The organism is Bartonella sp. MR110HLJHH (assembly GCF_042194225.1).
GTDB lineage: Bacteria > Pseudomonadota > Alphaproteobacteria > Rhizobiales > Rhizobiaceae > Bartonella > Bartonella grahamii.
In genome coordinates this window covers 69278-87431 of the sequence record NZ_JBHIMQ010000004.1, presented here as the reverse complement: position 1 = coordinate 87431, position 18154 = coordinate 69278, and the positions used below count along the sequence as shown (strand labels likewise).

The window sequence follows — 18154 nt, the reverse complement described above, 5'->3', positions numbered from 1 at the left end:
TTAAAAATGATTTAGAGCATAAGCATAAGATAAGTTGATACTTAAAGGCAAGAAGGATTGTAAAATGAAAAATAGCTTGTTGAAAATATGAGAAAATTCTTTGAAGAATTAACGCTGTATTGTATTTTTTATGAAAAGAGCAACATAATACAACATATCATTCTTGGCAATTGATATGTCTTTTGTATGATGGGATAGACTTTAAAATGATGATCATAAAGTTTTAAGACTTTTAAATAGCTTTTATACGACTACACATTATCATAAAAAATCTAATTATTCAGTATAAAATGCAAAAGAATGTATTGTATTTATCAGGAATTTTTACGGTTTTGGGCTGCCATGTATTGCTTTTAATGGGAGATTTTTTCACGCAAAACAGAACGATTCAAGAGGAATATCCCAAATAAAATATCATTGTGCTGTACATTCATATATTTGTTTTGAAGAGATATTTCCCAGTGCGCTTGATTCCATTTCACGAAAGTTCTCAATACTATGAAAAGCCCCGTTTATAAGGCTTATTATGCGCCACCATTTTACATTTATACAAGGTGCAAAGTAAAACCATTATACTATTCCCCTCCCAATTTTGTGAAAATCCTTGCTTTAAGAGGATTCATAAGAGGTACTTTACTCTTTTCTTCAATGGTTTTTATTCATACAGACCTCTTTTAATGATGTGCAAGCGAGTGATTTTAATTAATTTAATATAGAAAGTATTACAAAAAAGAAAAATCCTACAGGGAATAATGACTCAATATGACTATAATGATAAATTATCATTATAGATCAATGTTTTTATCTAATTGTAAAAGACAAGAAAATACACAAAAAAATAAGCTAAATTTTAAGACTATTATACGAAATTTCAGATTTTTCAACGGCTTTCACGATACCACATGCTGCTCAACAGTAAAAGGCAAGCAAGCAGCGCCAAGAAACCAGAAAATATCGAAAAATAAAAGGTATTAATTAAACGGGTTTCTGTCGCTTCTTTCAGAATAATTGAATGTGCTGGGGAAGAAGACGGGTTTATTTTTGATTGAATCAGCTTGAATGGAGGAAGATGAATGTTTTCTTTTCCCTCAGGATGTAACCGTCCGATATAACCACCGGTGTGTTTAATAATGGGGGCTAGTTTTTCTTGTGTTGAAATTAAGTCAAACAATTCAAGATTATCGAGCATCCCTACAGAAGAAAGTATTGTTAAATCGCCATTTTTAATGGTAAAAATTCCTGTTTCATTAGTGGTCCCAGTTGCGCTGAAGAGACCTTCTTGCTCTTTGGTGAGAGTGATATGTTCTTTTTTTCCAGAAGGAAAGGTTATTTCAGCGGGTTCTGGATGGTCTTTTAGAGTTTGGCGGTGAATTGTTAAATGATGATGGCTGCTAGTTGCACTTAATTTTTCTTCCTCAAGCTCTGGTTCTTTCATGAGCCAATGGGCAATACGACGATAAAGAGCTGCATAAGGACCGCCGCCTTCGAAACCTCGTGCCCAAAGCCAACTTTCATCGGAGAGCAACATGCCTACACGTCCTTTATCAACATGCGCGAGAAGTAAAAGTGGTTGTTCATCGGCTCCTTTCATGAGGGCGATTCCGTTATTTATGTTTTGAATAGCAATTTGTCGCAACCATTGCCCCCATTGAGAAGCTGGAAGGTTAAGTGTTGCAAGGCCCCTTGTGACAGGATGGCGTTCACCTTCTTTGGTTAATGTGGGGCGAAAAGGCTTTTCAATAATAGTTCCATTGGGCAATGCCGGTAGAATGCTTATTAAAGGTGTTTTCGCAAGTGAGTTGTTTTTTGTAAATTCAGGTCCTGTTACCATCAGCAATGCACCCCCCTTTTGTACATATTGGGCGATATAATCATAATAGATTAAGGGTAGGGCAGCAGAGTGCTGGTAGCCATCAAGGATAATGAGATCAAAGTTATTAATCTCTTCAACAAAGAGTTTTCTTGTCGGAAAGACCACCAAGGATAATTGGCTTAAGGGCGTATTATCTGCTTTGGTGGGAGGACGTAAAATAGTAAAGTGAACAAGATCAATATTGGAGTCACCTTTCAAAAGGTCTCGCCATGTCCGTTCTCCATTATAAGGAGCACCTGAAATAAGAAGAACGCGTAAATTTTCTCTGATTCCTTCAATGATTGTTATGGCGCGGTTGTTTTCGAAGCTTAGTTCACCTTTGTGTGGATCGGTTATCACTTGGATAATATTTTTTTCAGCATGAGGAAGGGTAATTTCAGTTTGAAAAATCACGCCAGGAGTTACAGAATAATGGCCAATGTCTTGTCCATTGACGCTTAGTGTAATATTTGCTTTCTGTGGTATTGTTTTTTTGGCGGGGCCTTTATCTTCTACCAAAATGGAGAGCGTTTGTGGTTTGTTGACAAGGGCAAAGCGTGGAGGAGAAATAAACTTGATTTGGCGATCAAATTCATCTGAGTGTCCTGTAATCAGAGCATTGAGAGGTGCTTTATGATGAAGGTCTGAAATGGAAGGGATGTCATGTACTTGTCCATCGGTGATAAAAATGGTTCCTGCATAACGAGAGGACGGCACATCAGATACTGCTTGTGTTAAAGCATCAAACAAATTCGTTGAGGGCGCATACTGATTATCAGCAAGTTTTCCAGCTTCAATAAAGCGTGGTTCAAATTGTGGATAATGCGCCAATGCTTGCGTTAATTGCGCGCGCGCTTCATCACTATCGTTTGTACGTGTTCCAAATGTTTGGCTTTTGCTGCGGTCAATGACAATACCTACTGTGCTTTTCAGTGGTTCGCGCTGTTCTTTTATGATCATTGGATTGAGCAAAGCAAGGATGAGGGCGCTTAATGCCATCAGACGAAATAAAGAACCTTGACGTTGCGTAACAAGACCAACAACGACAAAAAGCATCGATATTCCACTTAAGAACAGAATCCAAATGAGTGGTAAAAAAGGCTGAAAAGTGAAAAATGATATCATTGCCTTCTTTCTCTTTTAAAGCGTTCCAAGAGTGCTGGAACATGAACTTGGTCCGCTTTATAGTTTCCTGTAAGAACATAAAGGACAATATTTAAACCTGCACGAAATGCCCATAGACGTTGCATTGGATCATTGGGAACAAGGGGATATTTCCATGTCCCTTTTTCATCCAGTGCCCAAGCACCGGCAAAGTTATTGGCGGTGATGAGAAGAGAACTTACATTATCACCGCTAGCAAGAGAATTTTTATTTTTTTTGTTTGTTGATGAGGATTCAATCCATAAAGGTGAACCACGGTAGAGACCAGGAAAATCTGGCATAATATAAAAAGAACGTGCAACAACATGATCCGTTGATGCTGGCTCAATGGATGGAATATTTAACTCTTTTAAGATATCTCGTAATCGTTGCGTTTCTGGAGTGGCATCTCCTTCAAGATTAAGATTGCTCTTTATCTGATCGCGTGTGTCAAATAAAATTGTTCCCCCATGTTTCATAAAGTTATTTATTTTTTCAAGACTTTTGGGAGTAGGTATAGGACTCTTAACATCAATTGGCCAGTAAATAAGAGGATAAAAAGAGAGTTCATCTTTATCGAGATCAAGTGCTGTAACAGAGCCTAGGGTAAGCATTGTACGTTCTGCGATAAATTGACTTAACGCTTCTAGACCACTTTTACTCGTTGTATCAATTTCATGATTATTGGTTATAACATAGGCAAGATGTGTTGCACCAGCAGCTTGTACACTATCATGATGATTTTCTTTCGTTTGTGCATAAAGAGTTGGATCATATGAAAACAAGGCAATAAGACTTATAAAAGGGAGGAGAAACATATTACGCCGTTTCATGAAAGAAAAAATATCTCCCATCCATAAAATGAGAAAATTGTCAAAGGCGAATAATAAGATGGCTAATCCTAAAAGTGGACCGATAAGATTTTTTTCTTTTGTATCGTAAGATAAAGGGCTTTTATTAAGAGAAGTTGGCAATGATGATTGTTTCATCAAGTGCGACGAACGAGTTAAGAGATTGAGTGCATAAAAATCGCTTTTGACACCATAAAGTCCTGGGGGGGTATTATAGGAAGGATGGGGTGGATTTTGAGAGTCAAAGACCAGTGGAACAACATGAGAGGGCGGTACTTGTAATTGTCCGTCAGCGGTTATGGTTCGCCACGGGTTTTGTACCATTGTTCTTTTTTCTCTGTGTGTTAGGTTTGTGTTTTCGTTAGACCCTAATGTGATTAGTTTTTGCAACATTTGTGCAAAAAAGCCAGAAAGAGGAAGATTAGACCATGTGGGGTCAGGAGCAACATGAATGAGAATGAGGGTTCCTTTACCACGTTTTGCTGCGGTAATAAGAGGGGTTCCATCCGAAAGGCTAAGCCACGTTTTTTCAAAAAGATCTGGGGTTGGTTCTGCGAGGATTTGGCGCGAGACAGTGACATCTTCTGGAAAAGGAAGATCAAAGAAAAAGCTATTTTTTGCAAAAGGGGCAAGCTTTTGTGGTTTCGTCCAAGACATAATACTTCCAAGGAAACGTTGCCCCTGACGTAGCGGTATCGGAAGGAGACTATCATAATGTTCTGCACTACTGAGTTTTTCTCCTGCAAAGCGGATGAGTGTTCCCCCTTTATTCACAAAATCAGAAAGTTTTTTTTCTGCTTTTTCAGGCATGTTAACCATGTCGCTCATAATGAAAACAGATGGATTTTGTTTAAGCAAATAATCAATATCCGTTGAAAGCTCTCTTCCACCGGCGGTTATAAGCTGTGTATATTTCTGTAATGCTTTGATAATGTAATAAAATGGAGAAAGTAAAGGCTGTGCCATTTCATTGGTATCGGGTGATAGAAGAGCAACACGGCTTATCTTGTTATGGCTGTCTACCAAGAAAGTTGCAGCAGCATGGTTTTGATTATTCATTTTTATCCAAGCGATATCATTACGTAGTTCAAGTGGTACATCAAAAGGAACAAGAGCTGTTGTTTCTCCTTCAGAGAAATTTTTCGTAAATTGACCGAGAAGTTGATTGTTTGAATCGTAGAGGTTGAGTGTAGCGGAAGTTTTGCCGTGTGTTGTTGAGCGGATAATACGCGCGACCATGCTTCCATCGTTATTTTCTACGGATGTTATGCCGATTAAATCGGAAATATCAGCCAAATACCATAAGAATTTTTCAGGTTTTAATTCTTCAAGCAAAGCAAAAGCTTGCTCATCTTCATTTGTTTGTAATCCATCACTTAAATAAGCAACATCAAGAGGTTTTCCTTTGGTTATTTTTCTGAGTTTTTTCAGTGCGTGCACACGGTTGACAGGCCAAGGACGCGGTTGCAAATGCATTAAATGCTGTTTTATAATCTTGGCGGGTTGCGGCTCTATATTGGAGATATCATTTTCAGCCGTTGCAATAAGATAAATATTTTTTTGCTGTTTTTCTGCCTGAGCAAGGAGCATTTCAGCGATAGAGATGCGCTTTTTCCATTCTTTTACAGAAGCCCAACCATTATCAATAATGAGTGCAAGGGGTTGAGATCCGGAAAAGCTGATTGGTTTTTGATCCCACGTGGGGCGTGCTAACGCTATGATAACAAGTGCCGCTATGGTTAAACGCAACAAGAGCAACCACCAAGGTGTATGTTTTGCTGTTTCCTGCTGATGAGTTGGTTTGGGTAAGAAGCGTAACGGAGGAAAAAGCTCTTTACGCGGAGATGGAGGAGTTATCCGCAACAGCCACCAAATGACCGGTAGGAACAAAAGCCCTAGTAACAGAAAGGGAGCAGCAAAACTCAAAGGGCCCTCCTTTTTTGCAATGGAGAGTCGCCCATTGTATTTGCAAGATGAAAAATGGTCTCTGTTAAAGGTTGATCCGTTTTACTAACGTGATAAGACCATCCTTGACGTGCGCAAAAATTTGCCAACTCTTGTCGCCTTGCGTGATATAGTTTACAATAGCTCTTACGAAGATCTTCTGCTTTTGTGGAAACATGTTTCTCTTTCGTTTCAGGATCAAAAAATTCTGTGTGACCTGCGTAGGGAAAGCTTTCTTCTGCGGGATCAGAAATTTCAATTAAATGAGCTGTCACCTGTTTTGTAGTTAAAACGGTTAAATGTTGGATGATTTTTTCAGGATAGTCGAGAAAATCACTCATTATAACGACATGTGAAAAGCGTGTAATCGTTGAAAAATCCGGAAATGAATTTTCATCTGAATGATTTTCTAAAGCAAAGGCTATTCGCTCTACGACATTGGATGTCATTGTGGGGGACATTAAGTTTGGAATAGCAATATGTTCGCCACTGCGAGCAAGAAGTGATGCTAGGGTAAGGGTAAGAATAATGGCATGATTACCTTTAGAGATTTTAGAAAAGCGCGAACAGTAATGCATTGATGCGCTCTGATCAGGACAGAGCCAAACGGTTTGTGTCATTTGCCATTCGTGTTCGCGGAGATATGTATTTTCATCACGCGCTGAGCGCCGCCAATCAATGCGGGTAATGGATTCTCCTTCAACATAGGGACGAAATTGCCAAAAGTTTTCCCCATTACCGCGTTTGCGTTGTCCATGCCATCCGGTTATCAGTGTATTAGCGATATGACGTGCTTGTAAAAGGAAATATGGCATTTTGCCAGTATCCTTATGCAGTTCATTTGCCAGCGACAATGGAGGCTTTTGTAAAACTTTTTTGCCAATAGCCATTCAAAGAACATCTTTCACAAGGTTATTGATAATATCTTTTACAGTTACATCTTCAGCACGGGCAGAAAAATTAAGAGCCATGCGGTGTTGTAATACGGGATAGGCTAATGCTTCAACATCATCAAGTGAGGGGGCTAAGCGTCCATAATAAAGAGCACGGGCGCGAACACAAAGTGAAAGGGCTTGTGATGCCCGTGGACCAGGTCCCCAAGAAACATAAGTATTAGCAAGGCTATTGTCTTTATGAGGGCGAGTTGAGCGGACAATTTTTAAAATAGCTTCGATCACATTTTCTGAAAGAGGCATTTTGCGAACGATATTTTGAATTTTTTGCAATTTTTTGGCGGATAAAATTGGTTTTGCATTTGATTTTTTTTCTTTTGTTGTTTCTAAAATGATCCGTCGCTCTGTTGTGAGGTCAGGATAGTCAATATCGATTTGCATCAAAAAGCGATCCAGTTGTGCTTCAGGAAGTGGATAGGTCCCTTCTTGTTCGAGAGGATTTTGCGTTGCAAGAACATGAAAAGGTTGTGGCAAATCATAACGGATACCTGCAACAGTAACATGATATTCTTGCATAGCTTGTAAAAGGGCTGACTGTGTCCGTGGGGAAGCACGATTGATTTCATCGGCCATGAGAAGTTGCGTGAAAATAGGACCTTGAATGTACCGAAAAGAACGTTTACCGTCTTTATCGGAATCCATAATTTCAGAACCAATAATATCCGATGGCATTAAGTCAGGAGTAAATTGGATGCGTTTTTCATCAAGCCCTAAGACTGTTCCCAATGTTTCAACAAGACGTGTTTTTGCAAGTCCTGGAGCACCGACAAGAAGGGCGTGACCACCAGCAAAAATAGAGATTAAAGCATATTCGATTACCTGACTTTGCCCAAAAATAACTTTGTCAATTTCTTGTTGTAAAATATCCAATTCTTTGTGTGCCATATCAATATCATCAATAATGACTTGAGCCTCATGATTGATATTGACCTTTTTTACAGAATTGGATGATAGATCATGTTGACTCATATTTCTTCCTTAAGGCGTTTGTCGCAAAAATGGTAATTTTCTCTGCATGATAATGGATATTTTATTGTTTGTAACAGAAAATGAGAAGAAATGAAGTATCATATGCCATTTTTTTCATATTCGTATACAAGAAGAGAAAAGTTTTTTTTGGAAGGAATAGACGTGTTTTATAAGGGATGTCTTAAAAATTTTGTTTTATGAAGAGAGTTCTTTAAAGCAATGAAGACAACTTTTTTGAAAGGTTAAAGGGTGAATATAAGACAGGACTTCAAACAGGTTGCGTGGTTACAACAAAAGGATATCCAAACACTTCTTCGTGTTTTGTCTTTGGAGGGAGAAGAGGCGCGTATTGTAGGGGGAGCAGTGCGCAATCAACTGCTAGGGCAGCCTATTAGTGATATTGATATTGCAACAACTTGTTTGCCGCAACAGGTTATTACACGTGTAGAAGAAGCAGGATTTAAAGCTATTCCTACAGGGATTGCTTTTGGTACAATAACAGTAGTTGCTCATTCATGTTCTTATGAGGTTACAACGCTTCGCTGCGATATTGAAACAGATGGTCGTCATGCAAAAGTGGCATTTGGTCGTGATTGGAAAAAAGATGCTGAACGGCGTGATTTTACGATAAATGCGCTTTATTGTGATGCTGCTGGCAATCTTTATGATGATGTGGGAGGTTTGAGTGATATTGCTAGCCGAACAGTTCGTTTTATTGGGATTGCAGAAGATCGTATTTGCGAAGATTATTTGCGTATTTTACGTTTTTTTCGCTTTTTTGCATGGTATGGAGCAGGGCGACCTGATGTACAAGGATTGAAGGCATGTGTTAGTTTAAAACACGGTTTAAAAAAACTTTCTTCTGAACGTATTTGGGCAGAAATGAAAAAGCTTCTTGCGGCGTTTGATCCAACGCGTGCTCTTTTATGGATGCGACAAAGCAGAATTTTGGCACTTATTTTTCCTGAAACAGAACGATGGGGTATTGATGCAATTCACGCATTGGTGAAGACAGAACACGCTTTTGGTTGGAAAGTTGATCCATTGTTACGGCTAGAAAGCCTTCTTCCTCCTGACCCCATACGTCTTCATGAAATGGCACAGCGCTTGCATTTTTCCCATAAAGAAACAACACGATTAAAAGAATGGGCAGAGTTAGAAATAATAAACCAAAACTGTTCTGATCATTTTGTGCAAAAACTGATTTATTTTCATGGACGACAGCCAGTTTTAGATCAATTATCGTTGTCTGTCGCTGCATCACATCTCGATAATCTGGAAAAAAGTGATGCTTTGCAAAGAGCAGAGGATTATGTCAAGCTTCATCAGCTTGCCAAAAAATGGCAGATTCCAACTTTTCCCATTAATGGTAACGATTTAATAAAGAAAGGTTTTGCTAAAGGTGTGCTTTTAGGAAAAAAGCTTAAAGAGTTAGAAATGATATGGGTCGAAAGCGGATTTTTAATGGATCGTCATGCATTATTAGAAAAAATTGATTTATAATAATAATTCATTATTCGTCATGTGAAACAAGAGCTCCGAATATTGTGAGGTTATTTCAAACCTGTTCATATTACATAAATCCAAATTATAGCCTTACACGTTACAAGTGGGGGAAGCCGTGTGAGGAAAAATGATTACAGAGAGAAAAAATGTCTCTTATGAACCATCTCAAAGATAAGGATTCTCGAAAGTGAAAACGGATAAAGAGAATAATGATAGCAGTTTGCACTTTGTATGAGCATAAAGAGGGGGATGTCCAATGGATTTTTACTATGAGGAGTATTTAATCATTCATAAGTGGTGATATGAAATGGATGTGATGGGCACTAAGAAATGTTATTTTATCAGCACTTGATTGTTGGAAAATGATAAGCGTTATACGCTCTAACTATTCTTGATATGTTGTATATTGTTTTTCGTGATAATTTATGAGTTTTTATAGGCATTCTATAAGTTATTCCAAAAGTATTATTGAACTTTATGCGCTTTTAATTACTATCTATATTCTATAAAAAAGATTTTTTTAATTATTTAAAACCATATTTCATGTATTTTTATTGTTCTATTAAAGATTTTAATGGAATTGTTGTGTTTTTATAGATTACAGTTTCTTTCATGATAACCAATTTGGCGTAATGCTTCTCCCGTTGTTATGGCTACGCACATGGCGAGATTTAGAGAGCGTGCCTGTGGTTGCATGGGAATTTTCAATGTGTAATCGGCCGTTTCATGAACATAATCGGGAACGCCAGCTGTTTCACGACCAAAAAGTAAAACATCATTTTTTTGATAGCATATCTGCGTATAGCATGTTTTTGCTTTTGTACTTAAAAGCAACAGACGGCGGTTAAAGTGTTTCATGGAGCTTATAAAATGTTGCCAATCAATGTGTCGTTCTAAGGAAGCATATTCGAGATAATCCAATCCTGCGCGTTTGAGATTACGATCCGACAGATTAAAGCCTGCGGGTTCAATAATGTGCACATGTAAACCAAAACAAGCGCTAAGACGTAAAATCGTTCCGGTATTACCAGCGATATCAGGTTGGAAAAGAGCTATATGAAGTGTCATGTTCTCTGTAATATGATTTTTCTTTCAACTTTGTAAAGAAGCGTTACAATTTATTCGAAAAATATGCTTTGAGAAATACATGTTTTTTTATGTTTTATTTTTATTCACTTTAAATTTCAGGGAAAAAGTTATGTACACAGGTTTGTTTGGGATAAGAGAGAATCTCCCTATTAGGGACTTCCTTTTATTGAGCGATACATGAAATGGATTGGCTCATTATGTTGAAAAGTGGGATATTTAATGAGGTTAGATCATCCATTTTAATGAAAATCAACAAAATATGCTTTTTATGCAAAAGCAGAAGCGGAAAAAATACTCATTCAACCAGTTGGAATTGAGGGAGGGAGAGATGCTGTAAATGTGTTAAAGAAATAACCGATAAGCTCAACTTATTTACTGAGATCTGGTCATAATAAGACTATGTTTCTTTCTTTAGGAGTGTTTATTTACACGCTATCTCCGTTTTTCACAGGCGGGGGAGTAATTTTGATTGATTAATATGAATAGGTTTGAAATGAAAGAAACTTACGGTGTTTCAGGATTTCATTCACTCTGTAAAACGATGAATTATCATTATAAAACAGTTTTTTGTATAGACCATACAAATGGCAGAAGTTTTTTACGGGGATGTTTTTATGGTTGATGCAACTGAGTGATCAAGCATTGTACAATGGGAGAGGGTATGGTAGAAGAATGTTTTAGCAAATAGTCTCTTTAAGTTAAGTCCATGGGTGAGCAAACGAGGCGGGATTTTCTGTTTTTGGTAACAGCTGTTGCAGGAGCAGTTGGAATGGGAGCGATTGCGTGGCCTTTTATCCGTCAGTTGCGTCCAGATCAAGCTGTTTTGGCATCTTCCTCTGTTGAGGTTGATCTTTCTGGTATTGAAGAGGGGATGTCGGTGACGGTAAAGTGGCGAGGACAGCCTGTTGTTATTCGAAACCGTACAACAAAAGAAATTGCTGATGCGCGCGCTACTGAATTGAGTCTTCTAAAAGATCGTCAAGCGCGCAATCCTAATCTTGAAGGTGAAAAAGAAGCAACAGATTTTGCGCGTTCAGCAGGTAAAGGACGTGAAAATTGGCTTATTGTTATTAATCTTTGTACGCATCTAGGCTGTGTAACACTTGGGCAATCGGGTAAATTTGGAGGATGGTTGTGTCCCTGTCATGGATCTGTTTACGATACCGCTGGAAGAGTGCGGTCAGGTCCAGCTAACTATAATTTGGCTATTCCACCTTACCAATTTCTTTCTGATACTTTGCTCAAAATAGGATAAGGTTATGACAAGGTTTCCTCCTTATTGTCCTAAAAATGCTCTTGCTCGTTGGTTTGATAAGCGTTTTCCTCTTCCTCGTTTTTTTTATAATACATTTGTGATTTTTCCTGTTCCGCGTAATCTTAATTACTTTTACACATTTGGCGGTATTTTGACCATTATGCTTTTATCACAGCTCTTGACTGGTATTGTCTTGGCTATGCATTATGTTCCAGATATTCATTTGGCTTTTGAAACTAGTGAACGATTTCGGCGTGAAGGGCAGTTTGGTTGGCTTTTTCGTCCATGGCATTCTGTAGGCTCTTCGTTTTTTTTTATTGCTGTTTATATCCATTTGGCACGTGGACTTTATTATGGTTCTTATAAAAATATGCGAGAAATGGTGTGGGTTACAGGTATTTTTATTTATATCATCATGATGGCAATAGCATTTTTTGGTTATGTGCTTGTTTGGGGGATGATGTCTATTTCAGCGGCTTCAGTGATTGCAGGGCTTTTAAAAACGATACCTTTTGTGGGGACATGGTTGCATGAGACACTTCTGGGTGGTTATGGCGTAGGACAACCAACGTTGAATCGTTTTTATGTTTTCCATTATGTTTTATCATTTGTTTTGCTTCTTTTTGTGGGGCTGCATATTTGGGCAATCCATTGTGTTGGGCAAGGCAATCCAACGGGTCTTGCTATACAATCAGATAAGGAAACGGTTCCATTTTCACCTTATGCGCTTATCAAAGATATTTTTGCTATTACTGTTTTTCTGATCTTCTTTGCCTGGTTTTTGTTTTATATGCCTGATTATATGGGGCAGGCTGAAAATTATAGTGTGGCAGATCCTTTAAAGGCACCTCTTCGTGTGGTTCCAGAATGGTATTTTTTGCCTTTTTATGCGATACTTCGTGCTATAACTTTTGATATTGGTATTTTCCCTTCAACTTTTGTGGGCTTTGTTTTATTTGTCAGTTCGATTTGCATTTTAATTTTTGTGCCATGGTTAGACCGCTCTAAAATATGTTCAGCAAGATATCGACCTGTTTATAAAATTTTCTTTTGGGCGTTGGTTATTGATGTCGTTTTCCTTGGTTGGTTGGGGTCAAGAGAAATAAATGACAAAATCCTTTTATGGACGCAATTAGCTACGGTTTATTATTTTATATTTTTTTTGGTTATTTTGCCGACTTTGCCAGCGTTTGAAAAAAATTGTTCTCTTCCTTCTTCAATTATGCAAGATTTAAAACAGAAAAAAAAGAGACTATGGTAAATGTTTTTGTCGGACTGATTGTTATCGTTGCTATGAGCTTTTCTGCTCAGAGTTTAGCGGGGGATGCCTCTGATCAGGAGGAGGAATTTATTTCTTTTCCTTTAAGGATTCCTAAAAAACAAGAATGGAGTTTTTCAGGTCCATTTGGGCTTTATGATAAGGCGCAATTGAGGCGTGGATTAAAGGTTTATAAACAAGTTTGTTCCACCTGCCATGGGCTAAAATATGTGGCTTTTCGCAATTTAAAAGCTCTTGGGTATGATCAAGAACAGATTAAAGCTTTGGCGCGGCAATATGAAGTGCGCGATGGTCCTAATCGAGAAGGAAAATTTTTTAAACGTGCTGGGGTTGCAACGGATTATTTTCCTTCTCCCTTTGCACATGAAGAAGAAGCAAGATTTATTTTAAATAGTGCTTATCCTCCAGATTTGTCATTGATGGCACGTGCACGTGGTGTATCTTTGCCGTTTCCTGCTTTAATTACTGATGCATTGGCTCATTATGATACAGCTGGTCCAGATTATATTACAGCTCTTTTAACAGGATATCAGAAGGCACCGAAGGAGATAAAAATTGCGGATGGTTATTGGTATAATCCTTATTTTATTGCCGGTAATTCTTTAACTATGGCTCCTCCTTTGAGTGATGGTATGGTTGCTTATGAAGATGGAACCCCAGAAATCATTGAACATTACGCGCGCGATGTTTCTGCTTTTTTGATGTGGGCTGCCGATCCTCATATGGAAATTCGTAAAAAAACCGGTTTTCGTGTTATTTTATTTTTAATCATTTTTGCAGGGCTTGTTTATATTTTAAAAAATCGTATTTGGTGTGGTTTAGAAGAAGAGTTAGAGAAAGAAACAAAAGACGAAATAAAGAGAAAATGATAAAGCGACAAGGCTTGAAAGAGTATAGAGTATAAAGAGCATAAGGAACAAATCTGTTTATGATGCATTGAGGTTTTATAAAGTAAAAACGGAGATGTTAAAATGAAAAAAATTGCATGTACTACTCTTATGTCAATTTTGATGGTTTCTAGTACTTACGCTCAGTCTTTTGAAGTGCCTTCAAAACCTGAAATGATCTCTTCGACGGGTATTGTACAGGTGGGGGTAGATAAGTCTGTGCGTTATGTGACACCTTTAGCAACGGATTTTGTTGCTTCCAGCCTTATAGGCGCCAATGTATATAATATAGAAGATGAAAATATTGGTGAAGTAAAAGATATTATTTTACGTGAAAATAATATTGCAGGGTTTGTTGTTGCTGTTGGTGGTTTTCTTGGCATAGGCGAGAGTTATGTGGTCGTTTCTCCAGAAACAATCCAGATGACAAATGATTATGGTAAATGGAAACTCATTACAAATGCGACAAAGGATTCTTTAAAGGACGCTCCAACATTTAAATACGAAGGGCGTTGGACGCGCTAATTTTATATTCCCATTCTTTAATGGATAAAACTGTTGCTATCATAATAATATGCTAGCAACGTTTTTTTTGTTCAAAAAATTCTTGGGAGCTTTTGCGACAAGATTCCAAGGACCTATTACAAAGTTTTCAAGATAAACTATTAAGACAGAGTGAAGATTTAAGTATTATGTTTAAATAACATGACATCGCCATCTTGCACAATGTATTCTTTTCCTTCATCGCGGGCTTTTCCTGCTTCTTTTGCACCGCTTTCTCCACCCAGAGCAATATAGTCATTGTAGCTGATGGTTTGGGCACGAATGAAACCGCGCTCAAAATCTGAGTGAATAACGCCAGCTGCTTGGGGAGCTTTTGTACCACGCGTAATTGTCCATGCTCGTGTTTCCTTAGGCCCACAGGTGAAGTAAGTAATGAGATCAAGTAAATGGTAACCAGCACGAATAAGGCGATTTAAACTTGGTTCAAAGAGTCCTAGAGCATTGAGATATTCTGATGCTTCAGCATCACTCAGTTGTGTGATTTCCGCTTCGATAGAAGCAGAAATGATAATGCTTTGCGCATTTTGCTCTGTTGCCATTTTTTCAACTGTTTGGGTAAAGCTATTTCCATGAGCGGCGTCATTTTCGCTTACGTTACAAACATAAAGTACAGGCTTGGAGGTTAAAAGATTCAAACTCTTAAGAATGTGGTGTTCATCGGAAGAGATATCTTTGAGTAATAACCGGACAGGGTTTCCCTGTTGCAGTATGTTTAATGCTTTTTCCATAATGGGTAAAATTGTGAGAGCTTCTTTGTCTTTTCCGGTCGCACGTTTACGGATTTGTACGATTCGTCGCTCAAGGCTCTCAAGATCGGCAAGCATGAGTTCGGTTTCAACGGTTGTGGCATCAGAAACAGGATCAATACGTCCTTCTACATGGGTAATATCTTCATTTTGAAAACAGCGTAAAACGTGGACAATGGCATCGACTTCGCGAATATTGGCTAAAAATTTGTTTCCTAAACCTTCGCCTTTTGAAGCTCCTCGTACAAGCCCCGCAATATCGACGAAGTTAATGCGTGTAGGAATTATTTCTTTTGAACCAGCGATTGATGCAATTTTTTCCATTCGTAAATCTGGAACAGCAACTTCACCGGTATTGGGTTCAATGGTACAAAAAGGATAATTGGCAGCCTGTGCAGTGGCTGTTTTTGTTAATGCATTAAAAAGAGTTGATTTCCCAACATTAGGTAATCCGACAATACCGCATTTAAAGCCCATGAGAATTTTTCTTTTCTTTTGATTTTATAGTCAAGATAAAGCTTCTTTTTTATAGCATATTTTCAGAAGAGTTATAGTCTTTGTGTTGCGATAAGTGAGAAAAAAGTCTAAAGTAACAGATAATCTGCTTTTTTTACCTTAGTTCTTCTTATCTTAATGCTCTCCTTAGTCTCAAGGATAAGAAAACTTCGAATTAATGTTAATAATGTGCTAAGTTTTTCATGGTATGCAAATCTGCATAAATAATTAATCGGAGAAAATAGAAGAGTGTTATCTCGTTGTGTCTTTTTAATTGCAGCACTTTTGGCTTTAGCTGGATGTGCTACACATCAGTCAGATATGTCATCAGTTCCTTTTCAACAAGTTCGATACATTCCACCAGAAATACAGGCTTTGTACGGTCCTGTAACGAATGAGACCTATTTGTTACCTGCTGTTGATCTTGCGACAATTGATCCAAAGTTTTGGCGACAAGAAGTGATTTATTATACATCTTATCCACCTGGAACATTGGTTGTAGATACGCAAGAGTGTTTTCTTTACCTTATTGGTGAAAATGGAAAGGCTTTACGTTATGGGATTGGGGTCGGTAAGGAAGGTTTAGCATTTGAAGGTGAAGGGGTTGTACAGCGCAAGCGTCGGTGGCCAAATTGGGCTCCTACTGCAGCTATGATGGCTCGAGAACCAGAACGTTATGGTCATCTTGGGAAAGGAATGCCACCAGGACCCGATAATCCATTAGGTGCGCGGGCACTTTATTTGTTCAAAAATGGGAAAGATACACTTTTCCGTATTCATGGCTCACACGAATCGTGGTCAATTGGGCGTGCTATTTCAAGTGGGTGTATTCGTTTGCTTAATCAAGATATTATTGATCTTTATGATCGTGTTCCCGTTGGTTCGCGTGTTGTGGTCTTACAAAACAATAGGAGTATTCCTACAGTTTATAGTCAACAATCAAATGGCTATGATCCGCTACAGTCGACCATTCAGCCAAATGAATTTTTTTAATTTGGGGGAGAAAATTGAAGAGAACTGTTTGAGTATTTTGGTTTGCTGTTCAATCTTCTCTTTCTCTCAAAAGAGAATATAAGCCTTTCTTTTTCAAAAGTGTGTATAAGCTTGTATTCTTATTTTATTTTCTAGCTTCTCAGGTTGCCAACAGATTTTGCCTTTGAGAAAGTGTATAAGAGACATTTTTTTCAAGAGTTCTTATCCATATGCTTCACGCGACTGTGACACGCAAGTCAATGGTTTTGATTGTTTTTTATCGTTTGTGAAATTTCATTCATAAAGAGGGATTTGTCATCTTTTATAAGGAGAGCGATATTTTTTGCAATTGTCTCTAAGAGAGGGGATAACCATTCTTGATCAGATTTGGTAAAATTTCCCAGAACATGCTGATGAACAAGTTCTTTGCTTCCAGGATGACCAATTCCTATGCGTATACGACAATAGTCAGTGCCACAATGGGCATCAATAGACTTAATACCATTATGCCCATTATTTCCTCCACCAATTTTTATACGAACTTTTCCCGGTGACAGGTCTAACTCATCATAAATGATGATCAAATTCTTCAGATCTAATTTATAAAATCGCAAAGCTTCACCGATAGCTTGACCAGAGAGATTCATGAAAGTTTGCGGTTTTATAAGAAAAATTTTCTCATTATTTATGAAACCATTAGAGATTTCTGCTTGAAACTTCTTCGACCATGGAGAAAAAGAGAAGGACTGATAGATGGCATCAACAGCCATAAAACCGATATTATGGCGGTTATTTTGATATTGTAAACCAGGATTGCCAAGACCAGCAATAAGCCACATGTGTATCTTCAGTCAAAGTATGAGTAAGGGTAATGTCTCATAAATTAAGGCGGAAAAATTTCCGCCTTTTGAGTTTTATGAAGTTTGCGTGTCTTCTTCTTCATCTTCTTGTTCAGAAGTTTCATCACTGACATCCATGCCAGCAGGAGCTGCAATGGTTGCAATGGTAAAATCTCGATCTTGGATGATGGGAGTCACATCTTTTGGCAGTTGCACTGCTGAAATGTGAATAGAGTCACCAATAGAGTAGCTGGAGAGATCAATTTCAATAGCTTCAGGAATAGCACTTGCTGGAGCCGTACATTCAATTTCGTGCCGAACAATATTGAGGACACCACCCTTTTTAAGTCCAGGTGCTGTATCTTCATTGAGGAAGTGGACAGGAATATTCACTTCTACAACGGATTTTGCTGAAATGCGTAAGAAATCTACATGGAGGGGAAAGTCACGCACGGGATCTAATTGATAATCTTTTGGCAAAACCATAATTTTTTGCTTGTCAAGAATAATCGTTGCAATGGTGGTACGAAAGCCACCGGCATGAATTTTGTAGAAAATTTCTTTATAGGGAACTGTTATTGCCAAGGGAGGTTGTTTTTCACCATAAATGACAGCAGGAATAAGACCGTTGCGGCGAAGTTCACGGGAGGACCCCTTACCAACCCGTTCGCGTTTTTCGGCCTTAAGAGTGTAGCTTTTGCTCATAATTTAAGTCCTTTTTACATGATTGGAGATCCTTCAAAAACAGTAATAGTTTTTGCATGGATATGAAGATATGCGCTAACTAACAGCGATCGCTCCATTCTGCGT

14 protein-coding genes are annotated in these 18154 nt (G+C 38.1%); 6 read left to right on the top strand and 8 right to left on the bottom strand.

Annotated features, from left to right (window positions below; genetic code table 11):
* Nucleotides 1–880: 880 nt before the first annotated feature.
* From ACFIKB_RS04100 to ACFIKB_RS04085, 4 genes are read right to left on the bottom strand one after another with little or no spacing between them, the layout of a single operon-like run.
* Nucleotides 881–2977, bottom strand: a complete 2097-nt coding sequence (locus ACFIKB_RS04100) for a glutamine amidotransferase (protein WP_375652891.1) — start codon at nucleotides 2975–2977, stop codon at nucleotides 881–883.
* Nucleotides 2974–5772 (bottom strand): DUF4159 domain-containing protein, encoded by a 2799-nt coding sequence (locus ACFIKB_RS04095; RefSeq protein ID WP_375652889.1) that lies wholly within the window; start codon nucleotides 5770–5772, stop codon nucleotides 2974–2976. Before ACFIKB_RS04095 ends, ACFIKB_RS04100 begins: the two co-directional genes overlap by 4 nt.
* The gene (locus ACFIKB_RS04090; protein WP_375652888.1) at nucleotides 5769–6680 is read right to left on the bottom strand and encodes a DUF58 domain-containing protein; all 912 of its coding nucleotides are present in this window, start codon (nucleotides 6678–6680) and stop codon (nucleotides 5769–5771) included. The genes ACFIKB_RS04095 and ACFIKB_RS04090 overlap by 4 nt, the downstream gene beginning before the upstream one ends.
* The gene (locus tag ACFIKB_RS04085; RefSeq protein WP_375652886.1) at nucleotides 6681–7712 is read right to left on the bottom strand and encodes an AAA family ATPase; all 1032 of its coding nucleotides are present in this window, start codon (nucleotides 7710–7712) and stop codon (nucleotides 6681–6683) included.
* Nucleotides 7713–7961: 249 nt separating this feature from the next.
* Between ACFIKB_RS04085 and ACFIKB_RS04080 the strand changes: the two genes are divergently transcribed.
* Nucleotides 7962–9215: a CCA tRNA nucleotidyltransferase gene (locus ACFIKB_RS04080; RefSeq protein WP_375635725.1), complete on the top strand. Its 1254-nt coding sequence runs from the start codon at nucleotides 7962–7964 to the stop codon at nucleotides 9213–9215.
* A gap of 594 nt (nucleotides 9216–9809) precedes the next feature.
* Here the strand turns inward: ACFIKB_RS04080 and ACFIKB_RS04075 are convergent.
* Nucleotides 9810–10286 (bottom strand): tRNA (cytidine(34)-2'-O)-methyltransferase, encoded by a 477-nt coding sequence (locus ACFIKB_RS04075; protein ID WP_375635724.1) that lies wholly within the window; start codon nucleotides 10284–10286, stop codon nucleotides 9810–9812.
* Between the two features lie 727 nt (nucleotides 10287–11013).
* On the opposite strand from ACFIKB_RS04075, the gene petA reads away from it, so the two are divergent.
* The 4 genes from petA (at nucleotide 11014) to ACFIKB_RS04055 (ending at nucleotide 14253) form a co-directional block, all read left to right on the top strand.
* Complete coding sequence (petA, locus tag ACFIKB_RS04070) at nucleotides 11014–11562, top strand: ubiquinol-cytochrome c reductase iron-sulfur subunit (protein WP_375652885.1); 549 nt, start codon at nucleotides 11014–11016, stop codon at nucleotides 11560–11562.
* A gap of 4 nt (nucleotides 11563–11566) precedes the next feature.
* Complete coding sequence (locus tag ACFIKB_RS04065; protein WP_375647053.1) at nucleotides 11567–12823, top strand: cytochrome bc complex cytochrome b subunit; 1257 nt, start codon at nucleotides 11567–11569, stop codon at nucleotides 12821–12823.
* A complete protein-coding gene (locus tag ACFIKB_RS04060) occupies nucleotides 12817–13710 on the top strand; it encodes a cytochrome c1 (protein ID WP_375652884.1) in 894 nt (297 codons plus the stop codon). Before ACFIKB_RS04065 ends, ACFIKB_RS04060 begins: the two co-directional genes overlap by 7 nt.
* A 102-nt stretch (nucleotides 13711–13812) precedes the next feature.
* Nucleotides 13813–14253, top strand: a complete 441-nt coding sequence (locus tag ACFIKB_RS04055; RefSeq protein WP_012754882.1) for a PRC-barrel domain-containing protein — start codon at nucleotides 13813–13815, stop codon at nucleotides 14251–14253.
* Nucleotides 14254–14411: 158 nt separating this feature from the next.
* Here ACFIKB_RS04055 and ychF read toward each other — a convergent pair whose 3' ends face one another.
* Nucleotides 14412–15515, bottom strand: a complete 1104-nt coding sequence (ychF, locus tag ACFIKB_RS04050) for a redox-regulated ATPase YchF (RefSeq protein ID WP_012754883.1) — start codon at nucleotides 15513–15515, stop codon at nucleotides 14412–14414.
* 267 nt (nucleotides 15516–15782) lie between these two features.
* Between ychF and ACFIKB_RS04045 the strand changes: the two genes are divergently transcribed.
* Nucleotides 15783–16526 carry a L,D-transpeptidase gene (locus ACFIKB_RS04045; protein WP_375652882.1) on the top strand — a complete coding sequence of 248 codons (744 nt, stop codon included), beginning with the start codon at nucleotides 15783–15785 and terminating at the stop codon, nucleotides 16524–16526.
* A 236-nt stretch (nucleotides 16527–16762) separates the two neighbouring features.
* On the opposite strand, the gene pth is transcribed toward ACFIKB_RS04045, so the two are convergent.
* Nucleotides 16763–17344: an aminoacyl-tRNA hydrolase gene (gene pth / locus ACFIKB_RS04040; protein ID WP_375635720.1), complete on the bottom strand. Its 582-nt coding sequence runs from the start codon at nucleotides 17342–17344 to the stop codon at nucleotides 16763–16765.
* A gap of 75 nt (nucleotides 17345–17419) precedes the next feature.
* Nucleotides 17420–18049, bottom strand: a complete 630-nt coding sequence (locus ACFIKB_RS04035) for a 50S ribosomal protein L25/general stress protein Ctc (protein WP_375647048.1) — start codon at nucleotides 18047–18049, stop codon at nucleotides 17420–17422.
* Nucleotides 18050–18154: the final 105 nt, after the last annotated feature.

Coding starts and splice junctions, on each gene's coding strand:
- ychF (WP_012754883.1), bottom strand. CDS start 15,515: ATGGGCTTTAAATGCGGTATTGTCGGATTACCTAATGTTGGGAAATCA.
- pth (WP_375635720.1), bottom strand. CDS start 17,344: ATGTGGCTTATTGCTGGTCTTGGCAATCCTGGTTTACAATATCAAAAT.
- ACFIKB_RS04055 (WP_012754882.1), top strand. CDS start 13,813: ATGAAAAAAATTGCATGTACTACTCTTATGTCAATTTTGATGGTTTCT.
- ACFIKB_RS04085 (WP_375652886.1), bottom strand. CDS start 7,712: ATGAGTCAACATGATCTATCATCCAATTCTGTAAAAAAGGTCAATATC.
- ACFIKB_RS04060 (WP_375652884.1), top strand. CDS start 12,817: ATGGTAAATGTTTTTGTCGGACTGATTGTTATCGTTGCTATGAGCTTT.
- ACFIKB_RS04035 (WP_375647048.1), bottom strand. CDS start 18,049: ATGAGCAAAAGCTACACTCTTAAGGCCGAAAAACGCGAACGGGTTGGT.
- ACFIKB_RS04075 (WP_375635724.1), bottom strand. CDS start 10,286: ATGACACTTCATATAGCTCTTTTCCAACCTGATATCGCTGGTAATACC.
- ACFIKB_RS04065 (WP_375647053.1), top strand. CDS start 11,567: ATGACAAGGTTTCCTCCTTATTGTCCTAAAAATGCTCTTGCTCGTTGG.
- ACFIKB_RS04090 (WP_375652888.1), bottom strand. CDS start 6,680: ATGGCTATTGGCAAAAAAGTTTTACAAAAGCCTCCATTGTCGCTGGCA.
- ACFIKB_RS04100 (WP_375652891.1), bottom strand. CDS start 2,977: ATGATATCATTTTTCACTTTTCAGCCTTTTTTACCACTCATTTGGATT.
- petA (WP_375652885.1), top strand. CDS start 11,014: ATGGGTGAGCAAACGAGGCGGGATTTTCTGTTTTTGGTAACAGCTGTT.